The organism is Sediminibacterium sp., from assembly GCF_051860225.1.
Taxonomy (GTDB): Bacteria; Bacteroidota; Bacteroidia; order Chitinophagales; family Chitinophagaceae; genus Sediminibacterium.
The window spans coordinates 1,356,332-1,374,837 of record NZ_JBHYEI010000001.1; the positions used below are offsets into that span (position 1 = coordinate 1,356,332).

The 18,506-nt window shown below is 36.4% G+C and carries 19 protein-coding genes; 16 read left to right on the forward strand and 3 right to left on the reverse strand.

From position 1 onward, the window contains the following. Window positions 1–57: 57 nt before the first annotated feature. On the reverse strand, window positions 58–2,319 hold the full coding sequence (locus ACTIEI_RS05840) for a RelA/SpoT family protein (RefSeq protein ID WP_439505348.1): 2,262 nt from the start codon (window positions 2,317–2,319) through the stop codon (window positions 58–60). A gap of 85 nt (window positions 2,320–2,404) precedes the next feature. Between ACTIEI_RS05840 and ACTIEI_RS05845 the strand changes: the two genes are divergently transcribed. From ACTIEI_RS05845 to atpA, 7 genes are all read left to right on the forward strand, one after another. After that, on the forward strand, window positions 2,405–3,376 hold the full coding sequence (locus tag ACTIEI_RS05845; RefSeq protein ID WP_439505349.1) for a hypothetical protein: 972 nt from the start codon (window positions 2,405–2,407) through the stop codon (window positions 3,374–3,376). A 23-nt stretch (window positions 3,377–3,399) separates the two neighbouring features. Further along, the gene (locus tag ACTIEI_RS05850) at window positions 3,400–5,217 is read left to right on the forward strand and encodes an ABC transporter ATP-binding protein (protein ID WP_439505350.1); all 1,818 of its coding nucleotides are present in this window, start codon (window positions 3,400–3,402) and stop codon (window positions 5,215–5,217) included. 46 nt (window positions 5,218–5,263) lie between these two features. Beyond that, on the forward strand, window positions 5,264–6,349 hold the full coding sequence (gene atpB, locus ACTIEI_RS05855) for a F0F1 ATP synthase subunit A (protein ID WP_439505351.1): 1,086 nt from the start codon (window positions 5,264–5,266) through the stop codon (window positions 6,347–6,349). Window positions 6,350–6,375: 26 nt separating this feature from the next. Next, the gene (gene atpE / locus ACTIEI_RS05860; protein ID WP_295188602.1) at window positions 6,376–6,624 is read left to right on the forward strand and encodes an ATP synthase F0 subunit C; all 249 of its coding nucleotides are present in this window, start codon (window positions 6,376–6,378) and stop codon (window positions 6,622–6,624) included. 85 nt (window positions 6,625–6,709) lie between these two features. Next, window positions 6,710–7,204 carry a F0F1 ATP synthase subunit B gene (gene atpF / locus ACTIEI_RS05865; RefSeq protein WP_295236412.1) on the forward strand — a complete coding sequence of 165 codons (495 nt, stop codon included), beginning with the start codon at window positions 6,710–6,712 and terminating at the stop codon, window positions 7,202–7,204. A 3-nt stretch (window positions 7,205–7,207) separates the two neighbouring features. Further along, entirely contained in the window at window positions 7,208–7,771 is a 564-nt protein-coding gene (atpH, locus tag ACTIEI_RS05870) for an ATP synthase F1 subunit delta (protein WP_439505352.1), read from the forward strand. A gap of 35 nt (window positions 7,772–7,806) precedes the next feature. Continuing rightward, on the forward strand, window positions 7,807–9,384 hold the full coding sequence (gene atpA / locus ACTIEI_RS05875) for a F0F1 ATP synthase subunit alpha (RefSeq protein ID WP_439505353.1): 1,578 nt from the start codon (window positions 7,807–7,809) through the stop codon (window positions 9,382–9,384). A 51-nt stretch (window positions 9,385–9,435) separates the two neighbouring features. Here atpA and ACTIEI_RS05880 read toward each other — a convergent pair whose 3' ends face one another. Further along, window positions 9,436–10,161, reverse strand: a complete 726-nt coding sequence (locus ACTIEI_RS05880; RefSeq protein ID WP_439505354.1) for a YqjF family protein — start codon at window positions 10,159–10,161, stop codon at window positions 9,436–9,438. A 126-nt stretch (window positions 10,162–10,287) separates the two neighbouring features. Between ACTIEI_RS05880 and ACTIEI_RS05885 the strand changes: the two genes are divergently transcribed. The 9 genes from ACTIEI_RS05885 to ACTIEI_RS05925 all read left to right on the forward strand — a co-directional run bounded on the left by ACTIEI_RS05885 (window position 10,288) and on the right by ACTIEI_RS05925 (window position 17,634). Continuing rightward, window positions 10,288–12,528, forward strand: coding sequence for a TonB-dependent receptor (locus tag ACTIEI_RS05885; protein ID WP_439505355.1), 2,241 nt, complete (start codon window positions 10,288–10,290; stop codon window positions 12,526–12,528). 21 nt (window positions 12,529–12,549) lie between these two features. Then, entirely contained in the window at window positions 12,550–12,828 is a 279-nt protein-coding gene (locus ACTIEI_RS05890; protein ID WP_439505356.1) for a 2TM domain-containing protein, read from the forward strand. Between the two features lie 27 nt (window positions 12,829–12,855). Then, window positions 12,856–13,485: a hypothetical protein gene (locus tag ACTIEI_RS05895; protein WP_439505357.1), complete on the forward strand. Its 630-nt coding sequence runs from the start codon at window positions 12,856–12,858 to the stop codon at window positions 13,483–13,485. Window positions 13,486–13,550: 65 nt separating this feature from the next. Continuing rightward, window positions 13,551–14,147, forward strand: coding sequence for a hypothetical protein (locus ACTIEI_RS05900; protein ID WP_439505358.1), 597 nt, complete (start codon window positions 13,551–13,553; stop codon window positions 14,145–14,147). Further along, window positions 14,140–14,805 carry a hypothetical protein gene (locus ACTIEI_RS05905; protein WP_439505359.1) on the forward strand — a complete coding sequence of 222 codons (666 nt, stop codon included), beginning with the start codon at window positions 14,140–14,142 and terminating at the stop codon, window positions 14,803–14,805. The genes ACTIEI_RS05900 and ACTIEI_RS05905 overlap by 8 nt, the downstream gene beginning before the upstream one ends. A 10-nt stretch (window positions 14,806–14,815) precedes the next feature. Beyond that, window positions 14,816–15,100, forward strand: a complete 285-nt coding sequence (locus ACTIEI_RS05910; protein WP_439505360.1) for a winged helix-turn-helix domain-containing protein — start codon at window positions 14,816–14,818, stop codon at window positions 15,098–15,100. Between the two features lie 33 nt (window positions 15,101–15,133). Beyond that, entirely contained in the window at window positions 15,134–16,069 is a 936-nt protein-coding gene (locus ACTIEI_RS05915; RefSeq protein WP_439505361.1) for an ABC transporter ATP-binding protein, read from the forward strand. Continuing rightward, window positions 16,047–16,922 (forward strand): ABC transporter permease, encoded by an 876-nt coding sequence (locus tag ACTIEI_RS05920; protein WP_295184725.1) that lies wholly within the window; start codon window positions 16,047–16,049, stop codon window positions 16,920–16,922. Before ACTIEI_RS05915 ends, ACTIEI_RS05920 begins: the two co-directional genes overlap by 23 nt. 10 nt (window positions 16,923–16,932) lie before the next feature. Continuing rightward, window positions 16,933–17,634: a LolA family protein gene (locus ACTIEI_RS05925; RefSeq protein WP_439505362.1), complete on the forward strand. Its 702-nt coding sequence runs from the start codon at window positions 16,933–16,935 to the stop codon at window positions 17,632–17,634. On the opposite strand, the gene ACTIEI_RS05930 is transcribed toward ACTIEI_RS05925, so the two are convergent. Further along, window positions 17,635–18,504: an aldose 1-epimerase family protein gene (locus tag ACTIEI_RS05930; RefSeq protein WP_439505363.1), complete on the reverse strand. Its 870-nt coding sequence runs from the start codon at window positions 18,502–18,504 to the stop codon at window positions 17,635–17,637. Between the last annotated feature and the right edge of the window lie 2 nt (window positions 18,505–18,506).

Genomic DNA, 18,506 nt, shown 5'->3' on the forward strand with positions numbered 1-18,506 from the left:
GTTTATTGTCTAAGCCGCAAAAATAAGGGATAAGAATAAGAGTTTGGGCTTAAATATTTATCCTTCTTTCTCGGCGTCAAATCGATCAACCGTCTGAATTCCGTTTAAAGATTTTAATCTATTCACCAATTCTTCCAACTCCTCCTTGTCGTGCACAAAAACCTTAATGGTACCTTCGAATAAGCCTTCTTTTGAGTCAATACTTAATCCTGAAATATTAATACGTAAGTCTCCGCTGATGACATTGGTAATTTTATTAATAACACCTACATCGTCTAAGCCCACAATCTTCAATCCTGTTAAGAAAGAAATTTCTTTGTTCTTTGCCCACTTTGTTTTAACCACTCTGTGACCATAGTTGGCAAGCAATTGTGTGGCATTCGGACAACTAGTTCTATGAATAATTAATCCTTTACCCGTGCTTACAAATCCAAATACATCATCCCCTGGGATTGGATTACAACATTTTGCCAATGTGTACATGATTTTATCACTGCTTTCCCCAAAAATGATTAACTCCGAATCTTTTTTAGAAATAGTTTTTGTGGGGTCTGCTATTAAATCATTAAATACAGGTTTAGGTTTAGGAATTTCAATTTTATCTCCTAAAATTTGAAAGTCTTTTAACTCTCTTAAATCTATTGCTTTAGTTGCAATTTTATAGTTTAAATCTAGTGCAGAGTTCAACTTGTAAAACTGCATTAATTCCTCAATATTATATTGACTATAAGCAGCTCCGATCGATTCAAGCCTTCTTTGTAAAACATATTTTCCGTCTTCAGCAATCTTACGTTTTTCTTCGCGTAGGCTGTCTTTTATTTTGTTTTTGGCTTTGGCAGTGACGACCATATTTAGCCAATCTTCAGAAGGCTTCTGTTTATTACTAGTGATGATTTCAATTTGATCACCACTCCTCAGTTTATGACCTATAGGAACTAATTTGTGGTGCACTTTTGCCCCAATACATTTGGTCCCAATAGCTGAGTGAATTGCAAAAGCAAAATCAAGTGCGGTGCTACCGGTAGGCAACATTTTTACTTCCCCCTTTGGGGTGTACACATAAATTTCTTCGGCTAAAAAAGAAGTTTTGAAATCTTGTAGAAAGTCTACCCCGTCGGTGTCAGGCGCACTTAATACCTCTCTAATTTGCCCAAACCATTTATCAAAACGATCTTCATCGTTTCCGTCTTTTCCTTCTTTATATTTAAAGTGAGCGGCTAATCCTTTTTCTGCAATTTCATTCATTCGTTTTGTACGAATTTGAACTTCAACCCATTTGCCTTGTGGACCCATTACTGTGGTATGTAAAGCTTCATAGCCATTACTCTTTGGGTTGCTTAACCAATCCCTTAATCTTTCTGGGGAGGGATTATACTCGTCGGTTATCATAGAGTACACTTTCCAGCACTGCTCTTTTTCTTTTTCGGGAGGAGCATTCAGAATTACTCGAATGGCAAACAAATCGTACACTTCTTCAAAAGCCACCGATTTTTTCTTGATTTTATTCCAAATAGAGTGAATGCTTTTGGGTCTACCATAAATTTCAAAATCAAATTCTGCAGCAACTAATTTTTCACGAATAGGTCTAATGAATTCGTTGATATAACGGGTTCTTTCTCGCTTGGTTTCCGATAATTTTTTAGCAATGTCTTTATATGCTTCCGGCTCCATGTATTTCATGGAAAGATCTTCTAGCTCCGTTTTAATGCTATACAAACCCATTCTATGTGCTAAAGGAGCATATACCCATACTGTTTCTGACGCAATTTTTAATTGCTTCTCTCTTTTCATATGGTCCAAGGTTCGCATATTGTGCAAACGGTCGGCCAATTTGATGAGAATTACCCTAGGGTCATCTGTTAAGGTTAAAAGGATTTTTTTAAAATTCTCTGCTTGTTGACTGGTATTGGTATCAATAACCCCTGAAATCTTGGTCAATCCATCCACAATTTTGGCAATCTCTGTACCAAATTCCATTTCCACATCTTCTAATGTAATATCGGTATCTTCAACAGTATCATGCAACAGTGCACAAATAGTGCTTCTAACACCCAACCCAATTTCTTCTACGCAAATCATAGCAACTGCTATGGGGTGAAGTATATAAGGTTCCCCACTTTTTCTGCGCATGGTTTTATGCGCATTGGCTGCCATTTCAAAAGCGGTTCTGAGTAATTCTTTATCGCCTTTTTTTAATTTAGGGCGCAAGGCTTTTAATAAAGCTCGATAATGGCGAATTATTTCTTTTTTCTCCTGTTCTTCGTTTAACGTGTACTTGGCTAAACTAGGCTCTATTGACTGAATTGGGGTTGAATCCATACGTTACAAAGATACGAAAAGGCTTCATTTGAATTTGTTTTATGCGGCTGCTAAAGAATGACGTACCTTAAATAAAAAATTTTTCTTGAAGCATCCCCATTTTAAAGTTTGTATAATTGCCTTTGTTCTTTTGCTGATAAGTCATCAACAATCAAAAGCCCAGCCTACTGTTCCCGATACGGTTAAAACGGGTATTTATGTCACTAGTATTCACGATATCGATTTTAAACAAAAAGAATACACTATTAATTTATGGCTTTGGATGCGATATAAGAATAGAGATTTTGAATTTGATAAATATTTAGAAGTACCAAACGCCAAATCAGTCACTAAACTCTATTCTACCATTGATTCTTCGAGTGGTGATTATTTTATGCAGATGAAATTACAGTGTATCATGAAAGACAATTGGAGCATTCAAAATTTTCCATTTGATCGGCAAAGACTATGGTTTTCTATTGAAAATTCGCAATTTGACGCCAGCGAATTGGTTTTTGCTAGAGATACATCAGGAAAAAATTATGATCCCCGATTCACTTTGCGGGGCTGGGTGATAGACAGTTTTGTAACCAGTACTTCCGTAAAAAAATATGAAACAGCTTTTGGGGATCCGTCTATTGATACAGCTTACACAGAATATGGATCTTATCGGGCAAGAATTAGTTTAAGCAGAGATGCAGGAGACTTATTTTGGAAAATGTTTTTGGGGATGTACATCTCTTTTTTGATTACTTATATCTGCTTTTATATTCATGCCGATAGTATCGACTCCCGTTTTGGATTAAGTGTAGGAGCGCTATTTGCTGTGATTGGTAATAAATATGTAGTGGAAGCTTCTTTGCCAGAGTCCACTACATTTACCCTAGTAGACTTATTGCATGGCATTACTTTGTTATTTATCATTGCAGGAGTAAGCTTATCTATTTACTCTTTAAAATTGCAGAAGCAAGGGAAATTAGCGCAAGCCAATCGATTTGATATGGTTACTGCACAAGTGTTTTTGGTGATTTATATTGCCTTAAATAGTTGGTTAATCTGGAAAGCTAATCAACAATAAATTCTATTTACATTTGCGCTGTAATGACCCCTACCGAAAAAAAGAAAATATTTGATTTCAGTTTATTAAAACGCATCTTCTTTTTTGTAAGGCCCTATAAGTCCTATTTCTATTTAAGTTTAGCGCTGGCCATTTTTATGGCGATTGCTGCACCTGTAAGGCCTTATTTAATTCAATTAACGGTGAATGGTGCAACTGGAAAAGTTACCCAAGTACCCGAATGGGTAAAATGGGTATTGTTTGGCAATGATTTATCTGATGTAAGTAGGTTTATTATATCAGTTACTATTTTCCAGATTAGCTTTTTATTCCTTGAAACAGCTATCCGTTTTCTATTTTCTTATATCACTGCATGGATGGGACAAAATGTGGTGAAAGATTTAAGGGTAACCGTATATAAAAAAGTATTGGGCTTGAATTTGAGACAGTTTGATCAAACCCCAATAGGAACGCTTACTACAAGAACCATCAATGATATTGAAAGCATTAATGAAATATTTTCGGACGGCTTAATCCCCATTATAGCCGATTTGCTTACCATCATTATTACCCTAGCCACCATGTTTTATATGGATTGGAAATTGACGCTTGTGAGTCTAACTCCATTCCCAATCATGATTATAGCCACTTACTATTTTAAAGAGAGTGTGAACAAAAGTTTTATGCAGGTTCGAAACGCGGTGGCTGCACTCAACGCATTTGTACAAGAACATATCACAGGAATGCAAGTAGTACAAGCATTTGCTGCTGAAGAAAAAGAAGCTGGTGCATTTAAAAAAATTAATGAGAAACATAGGGACGCCAATATCAATGCCATTTTTGCCTATTCTGTTTTTTTTCCTGTTGTTGAAGTGGTGTTAGCAGTGAGTATGGGGATATTGGTTTGGTGGATTGCAGACCGAACCTTGGATGCAGGGTTATTGGTGGCGTTTATTTTGTATCTCAACCAAATATTCAGACCCTTAAGAGTGATTGCCGACAAGTTTAATGTATTGCAAATGGGCATGATTGCTGCTGAAAGGGTATTGAAAGTTTTAGACAATACCGATGAATTACCCCCTGCTGCGCCCGATGCTTATGCTCCCCAACAAATTAATGGGGATATCAGTTTTAAAAATGTGAGTTTTTCTTATACAGGTAGCCAAAATGTGCTACACCAGATCAATTTTGAAGTAAAAGCAGGAGAAACCGTTGCATTGGTAGGCCATACCGGAAGTGGAAAAACCTCCATTATCAGCTTGCTGAATCGGTTGTATCAAATTCAAGAGGGAGAAATAGCTATTGATGGGGTGGATATTAACCGCTGGGATACGGATTGTCTGCGAAAAGGAATTGGGGTTGTATTGCAAGACGTTTTTTTATTTTCGGGCACGGTGATGGACAATATTACCCTGCGCAATCCAGAAATTACTCCTGCCCAAGTAGAAGAAGCGGCCAAGATGATTGGAGTACACGACTTTATCATGCAATTGCCAGGGGGCTACCAATACAATGTGATGGAAAGGGGAAGCACACTTAGCCTTGGCCAACGCCAGTTGATTTCATTTATCAGGGCTCTTTTATATAATCCAGCTATCTTGATTTTAGATGAAGCCACTTCATCGATTGATACAGAGAGCGAACAATTGATAGAAAAAGCCATTGATACCCTTATTTCGGGCCGAACTTCTATTGTAATTGCGCATCGCTTAAGTACTATTCGAAAAGCCAATCAAATTATTGTGTTAGACAAGGGCGAGTTAAAGGAAAAAGGGAGTCATGCCAGTTTATTGGCCGCGGGAGGATTTTATGCCCGATTACATGAAATGCAGTTTGAGAAAAAGAAAGCCGTTTTGCAGTAAATTTCCCCCATCTACCCTTATCTTTGCCGCAAATTTAGAGATGGGTATGGCCTCAAAAAGCATAAAAACATTACTGGTAGCTGTTTTCAGCATATTCTTATTGCTTTTTTCTGCGAAATCATTTGCAAGTGACGCACCTGGTGGTGGTGCCGAAAAGCATGAAGCAGGTTCATTTGATCCGGCTAAGCTCATCATGGAGCATATTATGGACGCTCATGAGTTCCACTTTGCTACCATTGGAGAAAAGCATATCAGCATTCCATTGCCTGTAATTCTGTATTCTCCTGAAAGAGGATTAACGATGTTCAATTATTCGAAGTTTAATCATGGACACGATGTGTACCAAGGCTATAAATCAGAAGAAGGACATATTATTGCAGTAAATGAAGCAGGTGAACACGATACAACGGTTACTGTGTACGATATGAGTTTAACTCGTAACGTAGTTCAAATGTTTATAGCGCTTACTTTGTTATGTGTATTGATGATTGGGGTCGCAAATAAATACAAGAAGAATGGTGCTAAAGTGGCTCCAAGCGGATTCCAAAATGCAGTAGAACCTGTGATCACTTTTGTGAGAGACGAAGTAGGTAAACCTAATTTAGGTCATGCTTACGAAAAGTTCATGCCTTATTTGCTAACGGTATTTTTCTTCATTTTGATCAATAACTTAATGGGATTAATCCCTGGTTCTGCCAACGTAACAGGTAATATTGCTTTTACGATTGTTTTAGGAGTCATTAGTTTCTTTGTTATTTTATTCAGTACCAACAGACATTTCTGGGCACATATTTTTAATCCTCCGGTACCTGGTTTTGTAAAGCCAATTTTAGTACCTGTAGAGTTTCTAGGGATTTTCACCAAGCCATTTGCATTGATTGTCCGTTTGTTTGCCAATATGGTTGCGGGCCACATTGTGATTACTTGTTTTGTGATGTTGATTTTTATTTTTGGAGCCATGAGCAAGGTTGCAGGATGGGGTTTTGCTCCTGTATCTATGGCATTTACTATTTTCATTTATTTTATAGAGATATTAGTTGCCTTTATTCAAGCGTTCATCTTCACTAATTTAACTGCCGTATTTATTGGTCAGTCTATGGAAGGTGCACACCATGATGAAGCGCATCATTAATTTTTTTTATCATTAAAACAAACAGTATGTCAGTTATTAACACTTTGTTGGATGTTAGCATGAGCCATTTAGGTGGTGCTATTGGTGCAGGATTAGCTGCAATTGGTGCCGGTATTGGTATCGGTCAAATTGGTAAAGGTGCTGTAGAAAGCATCGCTCGTCAGCCAGAAGCTTCTAACGACATCCGTGCAAACATGATCTTGACTGCCGCATTCGTTGAGGGTGTTGCCCTTTTCGCGGTAATCGCTGGTATCTTGGCTGTATTAAAAGCCTAGTTGCACAAACTTTTTACTGCATCGTGCGCACAGGGCAATCGATGCAGTAATCTTTAACTAATCATTGAAGTTTTAAACATATAATATGGAATTGTTATTACCCGGATTAGGATTGTTGGTATGGACTTTACTAGCATTCCTCATTGTATTCTTCTTGTTGAAGAGCTTTGCATGGAAGCCCATCTTATCTTCATTAAAAGAAAGAGAAACCGGTATTGCTGATGCCATTGCTTCTGCAGATAAAGTAAAAGCTGAAATGGCTGCATTGAAGAATGAGAATGAGGCAATGATGGCTAAAGCACGTGAGGAAAGAGCGGTGATGATTAAAGAAGCAAAGGAAACAGCAGATAAAATGGTTTCAGATGCAAAAGACAAAGCCAAGTCTGAGTACGATCGCATTGTTGCTGAAGCACAGTCTGCCATTATGCAACAAAAAAATGCCGCTTTAACTGATGTAAAAAATCAGGTTGGTGCATTGGTAATTGAAGTGGCAGAAAAAGTATTGAGCAGAGAATTGTCTAACAAAGGCGATCAAGAAAACTATATTAAACAATTAGCTGAAGGCGTTAAACTGAACTAATACATGTCGAACCCAAGATTAGCAGACCGTTATGCCAAAAGCCTAATTGATCTTTCAACTGAAAGAAATCAATTAGATGCTGTGCGTGCAGATATGCAATATATTCAGGCACTTTGCAAGGGCAGCCGCGATTTCGTGAATGTACTTCGTAGCCCAATCATTAAAGCAGACCAAAAAGAAAAAATGTTGGTTGCTGTGATAAGTGGTAAGGTTTCTGATTTAACTGCTGTATTTAGCAATTTATTGGTAAGAAAAGGAAGAGAAAGTGATTTGCCAGAAATCGCTAATGCTTTTATTAACCAATATAATGCGTTAAAGGGCATACATCAAGTTAAATTAACTTCTGCTGTACCTGTTTCTGAAGAGTTGAAAAACTCAATTAAGGAGCGTGTGCAAAAGGCCAATGATTTTATTACTGTAGAATTAGAAACAGTAGTAGATCAAAAATTAATTGGTGGGTTCGTGTTGGAATTTAATAATAAGCAAATAGATGCAAGTATTGCAAATGATTTGCGTGAAATTAAAAAACAGTTCCTTCAGAATCAATTTGTAGCCAATATTAGATAATCAATACATTAAGATCAACTTTTAAATCATACAAAATGGTAGATATTAAACCAGATGAAATATCAGCGATACTGAGACAGCAACTCAGCAATTTCAATGCTTCTGCCGAACTAGAAGAAGTAGGAACCGTATTGCAGGTGGGTGATGGTATTGCCCGTGTGTACGGCCTTAACGGTGTACGAAGCGGTGAACTGGTAGTATTCGAAAACGGTGTTAAAGCAATTGCCCTTAACCTTGAAGAAGATAATGTGGGTGTGGTATTAATGGGAGACAGTGGAAGTATCAAGGAAGGTGCTAAAGTAAAAAGAACAGGTCAGATTGCTTCTATCAAAGTAGGTGAGGGAGTAGTTGGTCGTGTAATCAATACTTTAGGGGAGCCTATTGATGGTAAAGGTCCTATCCAAGGTGAATTATATGAAATGCCATTGGAGCGTAAAGCACCAGGGGTAATCTATCGTGAGCCAGTAAAAGAACCATTACAAACTGGTATTAAAGCAATTGATGCAATGATTCCAGTAGGTCGTGGTCAACGTGAGTTGGTTATTGGTGACCGTCAAACTGGTAAAACCGCAATTTGCGTTGATACCATTATTAACCAAAAGGAATTCTTTGACGCAGGTAAGCCTGTATATTGTATATATGTTGCGATTGGTCAAAAAGCATCCACTGTTGCTGGGGTTATGAAAACCTTAGAAGACAATGGTGCAATGGCTTACACAACAATCGTTGCAGCATCTGCATCTGATCCGGCTCCATTACAATTCTATGCTCCATTTGCGGGTGCAGCAATTGGTGAATTCTTTAGAGATACCGGTAGACCAGCCTTAATTGTATTTGATGACTTATCAAAACAAGCGGTTGCATACCGTGAAGTTTCATTGTTATTAAGAAGACCTCCAGGACGTGAAGCATATCCAGGAGACGTATTCTATCTACATAGCCGTTTATTGGAAAGAGCTGCAAAAGTAATTGCCAACGATGATGTAGCTAAAAACATGAATGACCTTCCTGAGTCTATCAAGCATTTAGTTAAAGGTGGTGGTTCTTTAACCGCATTACCAATCATTGAAACGCAAGCAGGTGACGTATCTGCATATATTCCTACCAACGTAATTTCTATTACAGACGGTCAGATTTTCTTGGAAGGTAACTTGTTTAACGCTGGTATTCGTCCGGCTATTAACGTAGGTATTTCTGTAAGTCGTGTGGGTGGTAATGCGAAAATTAAGTCTATGAAAAAAGTGGCTGGTACACTTAAGTTAGACCAAGCCCTTTACCGTGAGCTTGAAGCATTCTCTAAATTTGGTGGAGACTTAGACGCTGCAACCAAATCAGTAATTGATAAGGGTGCAAGAAACGTTGAAATATTAAAGCAAGCACAATACACTCCATTTACTGTTGAAAAACAAGTGGCAATAATCTACTTGGGAACTCAAGGTTTATTGCGTGAAGTAGCAGTTAAAAAGGTAAAAGAATTTGAAGCACATTTCTTGATGGAGATGGAAAATAAATTACCTGATGTGCTAGCTGAATTCAAAAAAGGAAACCTTCCTGAAGATGGTCTTAAGAAAATGACTGATCTAGCCAAAAGCATAAGTGAGCAGTATAAATAAACTGTTCTGAATTCTACTAAAGAGGTTGTCTGAATAAGACAACCTCTTTTTTTATACTTTATAAAAGCTTGGTTTACGAATGGTAACAGCAGAACCTTTTGCCAACATTACGCTTTCAGGATTTCTAGTTAAATAGGGTACAAAAGCTGATCCATATAAACTAGCAATATCTGCATTAAGTTCATAATAGGTAACTGGAAAGATTTCCCAACTTGGATGCTCTACTCCATATTCTATTAGGGTGTTTTTATTGAGTTGATTGTATCCCCAATAATGTTCAAAAATAAATTCTTCTTGGGTATTAGGAGTAATGGGTTGTGGGCGGTTAAGAGCTTTAACTTTTAAACTATTCCATTGTTGCTTATTTTGCCACTCATAGTTTAGTTGTAAAAAATTATTTTCAATATGTGCTTGGTGCTGCATAGGCATCCTGCTGTAATGTTCATTGTATAATGCATTTGCCATCCATGCAATCATATGTTTTGGAACAATTTCACTAATAAATGCTACACCTCTTTTCCATTTTACCCCATCAAATCTTTTTACATAAAACCGTAGATTGACTTCTTCAAAATTGGTATGAAATGGCCATTTGATGCCAAATACTTTTGTTTCATTAAATAGAAATCCAACTACACTTGCTAAGGCTTTTCCATCAAATAAGTCTACTTCAGTCCCTTTTGGTAAGTAAGGAAACAGGATTTCAGGAGGAATTTCGTAATTCAACATTACTAGATACTCCCATTGGGCAGTCAGAAAAACAGCCTTATTGTTCATAAGTGATTCATTATCAATATTTAAACAGTTTACATGCCTTAAAAGTTTATTAATTGAATAAATATTTATAAAATAATTTGGTTTATAAAATAAACTAGTCTACGTTTGTCTTGTCAAAAACACACAATGAAAGCATTTTTAATTTTTATAGCGGGAATGATGTTGGCTTGCTTGTTAAAAGCTCAAGTTCTGGTAAAAGGAACGGTAAGAGATAATAAGGGTCGCATTTTAGCAGGCGCAAATATTTCTATCAAAGACAGCTATGATGGAACAATGTCTGATTCCACCGGGTCTTTCTCATTTAAAACAACTGAAAAAGGGAACGCGCTATTGGTGGCTAGTAATATTGGGTATAAATCAATGGAGCTCCCTATTGTATTAGGAACAGATTCGGTGGTAATCAGTTTTATTTTAAAAGAGGAAATAAACGAATTAAAGGCAGTCATTATCACAGCAGGTTCATACGAAGCAAGCGACAAGAAAAAGGGTACCGTTTTAAAAGCGTTGGATATTGCAACAACCGCTGGAGCAAATGCTGATATATCAGCAACCATACAAACTTTGCCAGGTGCACAAAAAGTAGGGGAGCAAGAAGGACTGTTTATAAGAGGTGGATCTGCTGAAGAAGCTAAAATAATCATCGATGGAACAGTAGTGAATAATTTCTTTTATAGCAGTGTACCTGGAATCGCTCAAAGGGGAAGATTTTCTCCTTTCTTATTCAGTGGCACCGTATTCAGTAGTGGAGGATATTCTGCTTTATATGGACAAGCTTTAAGTAGTGTATTAAGCTTAGAGAGTTTAGACATTCCAGAAAAATCGGAATTACAAGTAGGGCTTTCTCCTTTGTTTGCTACAGTTGGTTTGCAGCAAGTGGCTGAAAATAAAAAATCAAGTTATGGATTCAGTTATAACTGGACAAACCTAGCGGTGTATCAAAAATTAGTTCCACAAGCACCTGACTTTTTTAAAGTTCCTGATTTTCATACTGCAGATATTAACTATCGTTTTAAAACAAAAAAGAATGGCGTATTTAAACTCTATGCTTATTATAACTCAGGAACCCTGGGGGTAAGAAATCCATCTTTAGACAGTATTGGATTATGGAATGCGTTTAGCTTAAAGAATCAAAATTTATTCACCAATGTTAGCTTTAGACAGTTTTTAGGGAATGGTTGGAAAATGAATATTGCTGCCAGCATAAGTTATAATAAAGACGAGATTCTTACACAGGTTCAAAATCAACAATATCAAGCAGTTCCTAAAACCAATATTCCAGTAATTGATCAAACCGGATTTTCTTTAAATGCACACCAGTGGATGCTTCAAGCTAGGGTTGTAGTAGACAAGAGATTTGGTTCTATTAATACTTTACGTTTTGGTACAGAAGTATGGAATAATTCGGACAGTAGTCGTTTCCAAAATATCAATGGATTTTTCCCTTCAAAAGTGAATGATTTTTATACTGCAGGATTTGCTGAAGCGGATTTATATATAACGAATGAATTGGCTTTCCGTCCTGGTGTGAGAGTAGAGCATAGTAGCTTATTAAATAAAATGAATGTAGCCCCAAGAATGGCATTATCTTATAAACTTGGAAAGAATAGTCAGGTGTCTGCAGACTATGGTATTTTTTATCAAACTCCCGAAAGAAGATATTTAATTAATCAGTTTGGAGTTGATTTTTTAAGAGCAGATCACTATATACTAACCTATCAACATATTTCTAATAATTATACATTTCGTGCTCAAGCATTTTATAAAGACTATGTAAGTTTATTAAAAACCTCTAACAGTTTTCCTACAACAGTTAGCAATGCGGGATTAGGTTATGCACAAGGGATTGAGCTTTTCTGGAGAGATAGAAAAACATTCAAAAACTTTGATTACTGGATCAGTTATTCATACCTAGATACCAAAAGAGATTACAATAATTACACTGCTTTGGTGCAACCAACATTCGCTGCAACCCATAGTGGAAGTGTGGTTTTGAAAAAATTCTGGGTTAAAAATATGTTCGGTGTTAACTGGAGTTATAATTGGAGTACAGGTAGACCTTATTTTAATCCGAACAGATCTCAAAAAGACTTTTTAGTAGATAGAACCATCGGATACAGTTCCAATAATTTTAGCTTGAATTGGTTACCTAAAATTGGAAAAGCCAATGCAGTAGTTGTACTAGGTGTAAACAACGTATTTAACGAACGACAAATTTTTGGATACAATTACAGTGGTCGTTTAAGAGATACCAATGGAGACTTGATTCGCTCAGAAGTGAATCCTCCAGCAGACAGAAGTTTTTTCTTAGGTATTTTTCTTAGCTGGGGTGTAGATCGTTCTCAACAAAATATCAATAATAATCTTTAATAAATTTTAAAACTTAACAACATGAATAACACAAATATCAACGAACCAAAAGATGAAGTACTCTGGCAAATTGCCAAAGAAAGAGTTGGCTTTAAAAGGAGTGTATTAAGCTATGTTTTTGTAAATCTTTTCTTAATTGGGGTATGGTATTTTGGATCTAAAGAAAATCTAGATTATTTCTGGCCCATTTGGCCCATCCTTGGTTGGGGTTTAGGATTGGTTTTTCAATACCTTAAAGCATACCAAGGAAATCGCATCAATGATGTTGAAAATGAATACCAAAAATTAAAAAATAAATAAATCAACTCAACACCTAAATTTTATAACATGAAAAAACTATTATTGACTGTTGCACTTTTTGTAACCATTGGATTAAATGCACAAACCAAATTTGAGTCTGCTATGCAGAATGGATTGGCTAAAATGAAAGAAAGCAAAACTGCTGATGAAATGAATGCTACTGCATCCTTTTTTGAAAGAGTGGGCGATGCGGAAAAAACACAGTGGTTGCCTTATTATTATGCTGCTAGAAATTATACGATTGCTGCATTTATGAACCCATCTGCGGATAAAGACAAAGTAGCTGAAAAAGTGAATGCGTTGATTGCAAAAGCTGAAGCAATTGAAAAAGACAATGCAGAAATTTTTTGTTTAAAGCAGCAAGTTGCAGTGATGCAATTGGTAGTAGATCCAATGAGCAGATGGCAATCGTATGGTGCTATTGCTGCTGAAGCTATAGCAAAAGCAAAAGCGATTGATCCGAATAACCCTCGACCGTATTTATTAGAAGGCCAGTATTTAATGAATGTGCCGGAAGCGTTTGGTGGGGGAAAAGCAGTTGCCAAAAAACTATTTGAAAAGTCGGTTGAATTATTCGAAAATTTTAAGCCTTCATCTGCATTACATCCAAGTTGGGGTAAGGAGCAAGCAGCGCAATTATTGGCTGCTTGTCAGTAATTTGTGTATCTATTTTACCCCTGCTAAATTTGGCAGGGGTATCTTTATATTTTTAAACTGATTGTATGAGTCATCAAGAGCAACTGTCTGCCCAATCTAGTCTTGCTTTAATTGAAAGCATGATTAATAAAGCGCAAAATAGGTACTCTGAAAATGGTACCCTGTATCTTTTATGGGGGTGGATAATTTTCACTTGCTCATTAGGGCAGTATGCTTTGCTTAGCTATACTTCTTTGGGTGCGAACACTGGACTAATTTGGATGCTAACCCTTGTTGCTCTAGGGTATCAATTCTACTATTTAAAACAGAAAGAGAAAAAGGAAACTGTAAAAACTTATACCGATGAAATGATTGGTTATGTTTGGATGGTGTTTGGAATTAGTATGGGATTAGTTTCTTTTATTTCATTGAAGCTGGGAGGTTGGCAATTGATGTATGCGCTCATTTTGTTATTGTATGGCATGCCTACTTTTTTAACAGGGGCCATTATGCGTTTTACCCCACTAAAAATAGGTGGTATTGTTTGTTGGGGCTTGTCTGTTTTAGCAGTTTATATTTCTTCAAAAGAAATAATCTTGTTGCTATTACCAGCAGTGGTTAGCGCTTGGATTATTCCTGGTTATATATTACGTGCAAAGTTTAAAAATTCTTTCAATGGCTAATGAAACTAAATTTTCGGAACAAGAGAGTTTACAGCTAATCGCTGAAATGATCAAAAAAGCAAAAGGGAGCTACCACGATACGGGCATTGGTTCTTTGTTGTGGGGAGCTGTAGTTTCAATTGCTTCTTTCGTGAGTTATTTACAAAGAGAATATGACTTCACATTAGTGATTGATATTTGGTGGTTGGTATTTGCCGCTATTGTTCCTCAAGTATACATTTCAATTAAAGAGAAGAAAAATTTAAAAGCAAAGCAATACGACGAAGATGTAGTAAACGCTGTTTGGCTGGTTTTTGGCATCAGTATTTTTGCATTGAGTTTTTACCAGAATATAGTACCGGTTCAAACCGAAAAATATTTTTCACAAGAGGGTTTTACGATGATGAAGCATTACGCAGATGGACGTCCGGACGAAATAATTAGACCATTTACACCCTCCCTTTATTCTGTCTATATTTTGATTTATGCTTTTCCAACCATGGTTACGGGAATGGTGAAAAAGTTTAACCCCATGAAAATTGGTGCGCTAATTACTTATGGTTTTTTTATGCTCAGTCTATTTACTGAGAGTAAATATGATATGTTATTAGGATCTGCTTCGGCATTGGTTTGCTGGTTTATTCCTGGTATCATTTTAAGAAACAAATACCTAGCCTAGACTAGAGCCAATGTTTAAAGAACTTGATCCCATATTGCATTCGCAGCTTAGGTTGGCCGTAATGAGTTTACTCATTAGCGTTAAAGAAGCTGAATTCACCTTTATAAGGGAGAAAACAAATGCTACTGCTGGTAACTTAAGTGTACAGGTTCAAAAACTAAAAGATGCGGGCTATATAGAAGTGGTAAAACAATTCAAGGACAATTACCCTCAAACTACTTGTAAAGTTACCCCTGAAGGCATTAAAGCTTTTGAAGATTATGTGAAAGCGCTTCAAGAATACCTAAAAGTTTAAACATCTTAACTAGTTTTGTTGTTATACAATTCAATGCAACAAATAGTAAAAGTTTCCCAACTCACTAAGCAATTCAATAACCTCACCGCAGTTAATCAACTCTCTTTTTCGGTTGAATCGGGCGATGTATATGGATTTCTGGGTCAAAATGGCGCAGGAAAAAGTACTACAATAAGAATGTTATTGACGCTAATCACCCCTACCAGTGGTGAGATATCCATATTCGGATATGATCTAAATAAACACCGCAAAGAAATCTTGCAACAAATCGGTGCCGTAATTGAAAAGCCCGATGTTTACAAATACCTATCAGCTTACGAAAATTTGAAGTTGTTTGCTAAATTGAGTGGAGTAAAGCCAACCAATAAAATGTTGATGGAACAATTGGAAATGGTGGGTCTTGCTTCAAGGGCGCATGATACCGTGAAGACATTTTCTCAGGGTATGAAGCAACGTTTGGGAATCGGGATTGCATTAGTTCATAATCCGCAGTTAATCATTTTAGATGAACCCACCAACGGTCTTGATCCACAAGGGATAGCTGATATCAGGAATCTGATCTTGATTTTATCGAGGGAAATGAAAAAAACAGTGATTGTCTCTTCTCATTTGTTAAATGAAATTGAACAAATTGCTACTCGAATTTTAATTATTGATAAAGGCCAAAAATTAGTGGAGGGCAGTTCTGCAGAATTGTTTAATGATCAACAAACCATTTTACAAATAAGTGTAGCCAATAATGAATCAGCTATACAAACCATACAGTCCTCTAAATGGGCGAACAATTTATTGCCTGAACGAGATGGGCAAATCATGGTTGGATTAAACAAAGAAGATATACCCAACTTCAATAGAATGTTGGCAGCTTCAGGCGTTGATATTTATTCCTTGCAGGCAAGACATAGTCTGGAAGATTATTTTTTACAAGTAACAGCAGGAAAACAACATGTGGGAACATTTACAAATTGAGTTATACAAAGTATTTAAAAGGCCAAGAACCTATTTGTCTTTTGCTGCTATTACTGCACTAATTGGTGTAATCCAATTGGGATTATTGGTGGATGGTAAAGAATATGCCGATTTTGTAATGGCCGATTTTGCCAATTCATTTAGTGTAGATGGTAAAATATTAAATGGCTATTTTATTTGCTATGTTATTCTGCAACTTTTACTGGTACATGTGCCATTGTTGATTGCATTAATTGCAGCGGATATGATTTCGGGTGAAGCCAATATGGGTACTTTAAGAATCTTATTGACTAAACCACAGTCAAGAACTTCTATTGTAATGGCAAAGTTTATAGCTTCTGTTATTTATACTTTGCTGTTATTGATATGGATTGCTATCATGGGCTTGTTTTTAAGCATGTTGATTTTTGGTACGGATGATTTATTCTTGATGAAGAGTAGTTATGTAGTAATTGTAAAAGAGTCAGATGTTTTTTGGCGTTATGCTGGAGCATTCTGTTTTGCTGCACTGGCGATGGTTACCGTTGCAGCATTGGGATTTTTTTTATCTTTTTTTGCAGAAAACTCAATTGGTCCAATCGTTGCAACCATGAGTGTGATTATTGTTTGTACTATTCTGAGTACCATGAATATTCCTTTGTTTAATTTAATTAAGCCTTATTTGTTTACTACCCATATGATTACCTGGAAGGAGTTTTTTGACTTCAAGGTGAACGATGCCAACGAAGCAATTATTGGAAGTATTCAATATCCAGATAAAATCATCCGATCTGCAACGGTTTTAGCTGTTCACATTGTTTTGTTTGTGGGCAGTGCTGTTTGGTTATTTAGAAAAAAAGATATTCTCAGTTAATCACCCGTTTATGAAGATGAAATTGAATAAAAATTTTTTGGTCCTTTTTACTACTCTATTTCTTTCAACGGCTTTACATGCACAAGACATGAATGCCTTGGTAATGAAAGTAAAAGCCAAATTAGAGAAAGTAAAAGATTATACAGCTGATGGAAAAATGAAAACCGATGTGGCTTTCATTAAAGCGCCTATCGGCAGAGTTAAAGTGTTTTTCAAAAGCCCCGATAAATTCAAACTACAAAGGGATGGTGGAATTTCTGTATTGCCAAAGGGAGGAGTAAGTATTAATATTGGCAGCATGATTATGCAAACTGGATTTGTAGCAATAGATGCAGGAATGAGTACAGTAGGGAATACGCCTGTTAGAATAGTGAAGCTATTGCCTGAAGCAGATGCAGGTGAAATTATTTTATCAACTTTATATATTGATGAAACCAATTTGTTAATACGTAAATCGGTAACAACTACTCGTGAGAATGGTACTTACGAAATGGAATTGCAGTATGGTAAATATGCATCTTATGGATTGCCCGATAAAGTATTGTTTAGCTTTAATGCAAAAGACTACAAGCTCCCCAAAGGAATTACTTTAGAGTTTGATGATACAGATAAGGCAGTTAAAGACAAAATGAAAGGTAAAAAAGGACGCGTTGAAATTAACTATACTGCATACACTATCAACACTGGGTTAAGTGATGCAATTTTTAAATAGTTAGTATAATTCAATAGCCCAGGTTCTATCGGTGCTTTGTCCTGGGGTTAATAGGATCATACCCTCTTTTTCTCTAAGCTCACCTGTTGCATTCACAGAATCAGCTATACCACACCAAGGCTCAAGACAAACAAAGGGGGCGTCTTTTGCACTCCAAATGCCCATGAAAGGAAATTCGGTCCATGAAAAAGTAAATCCATGTTTAGATTGATCGTTGCATAAACGAATAGAAGAAGATTCCAATTGCTTAAATACTAAGGCGTCGCCATAAAATAATTCCTTGCTTAAATTAATCCTATTGTTGCTATGAAAAAAGGGTACCGGGTTTTCATCAATAAGACCTTCCGCAGTGATAGGCCATTTACCAGCGGATTCTGATTGGTTGAATTCAAGATAATAATCATTGAATTGATAGGCTTCTTCTAAAGGCACTTTAAATGCTGGATGAGCACCAACTGAAAAATGCAGTGGCTTTACATCAATATTGGTAATTTGATAATTGCAGCTGAGTTTGTTTTTAATTATTTCGTAAACAATATTTAATCTAAATAGAAAAGGATATTGTGTCAAAGTTTCTCCATCTGCGTCTAAAGTTAAGCAAACACGATTGCTGCTCGACTCTGTAAGTTTGAATGATTTATCTCTTGCAAAACCATGCCTACCCAGCTGATAACTTTCACCGTTATGGGTAAACTGGTTGTTTTTTAAAGTGCCTACAATGGGGAATAGTACAGGACTTTTCTTCCCCCAAAATGTAGCATCACCACTCCATAAATAATCTAGCTGTGTTTCTTTGCTAAATATTTCTTGAAGCTCTGCACCCTTTTCTGAAATGGCAATTTTTAGTTGATTATTCTCTATATAAATCATGG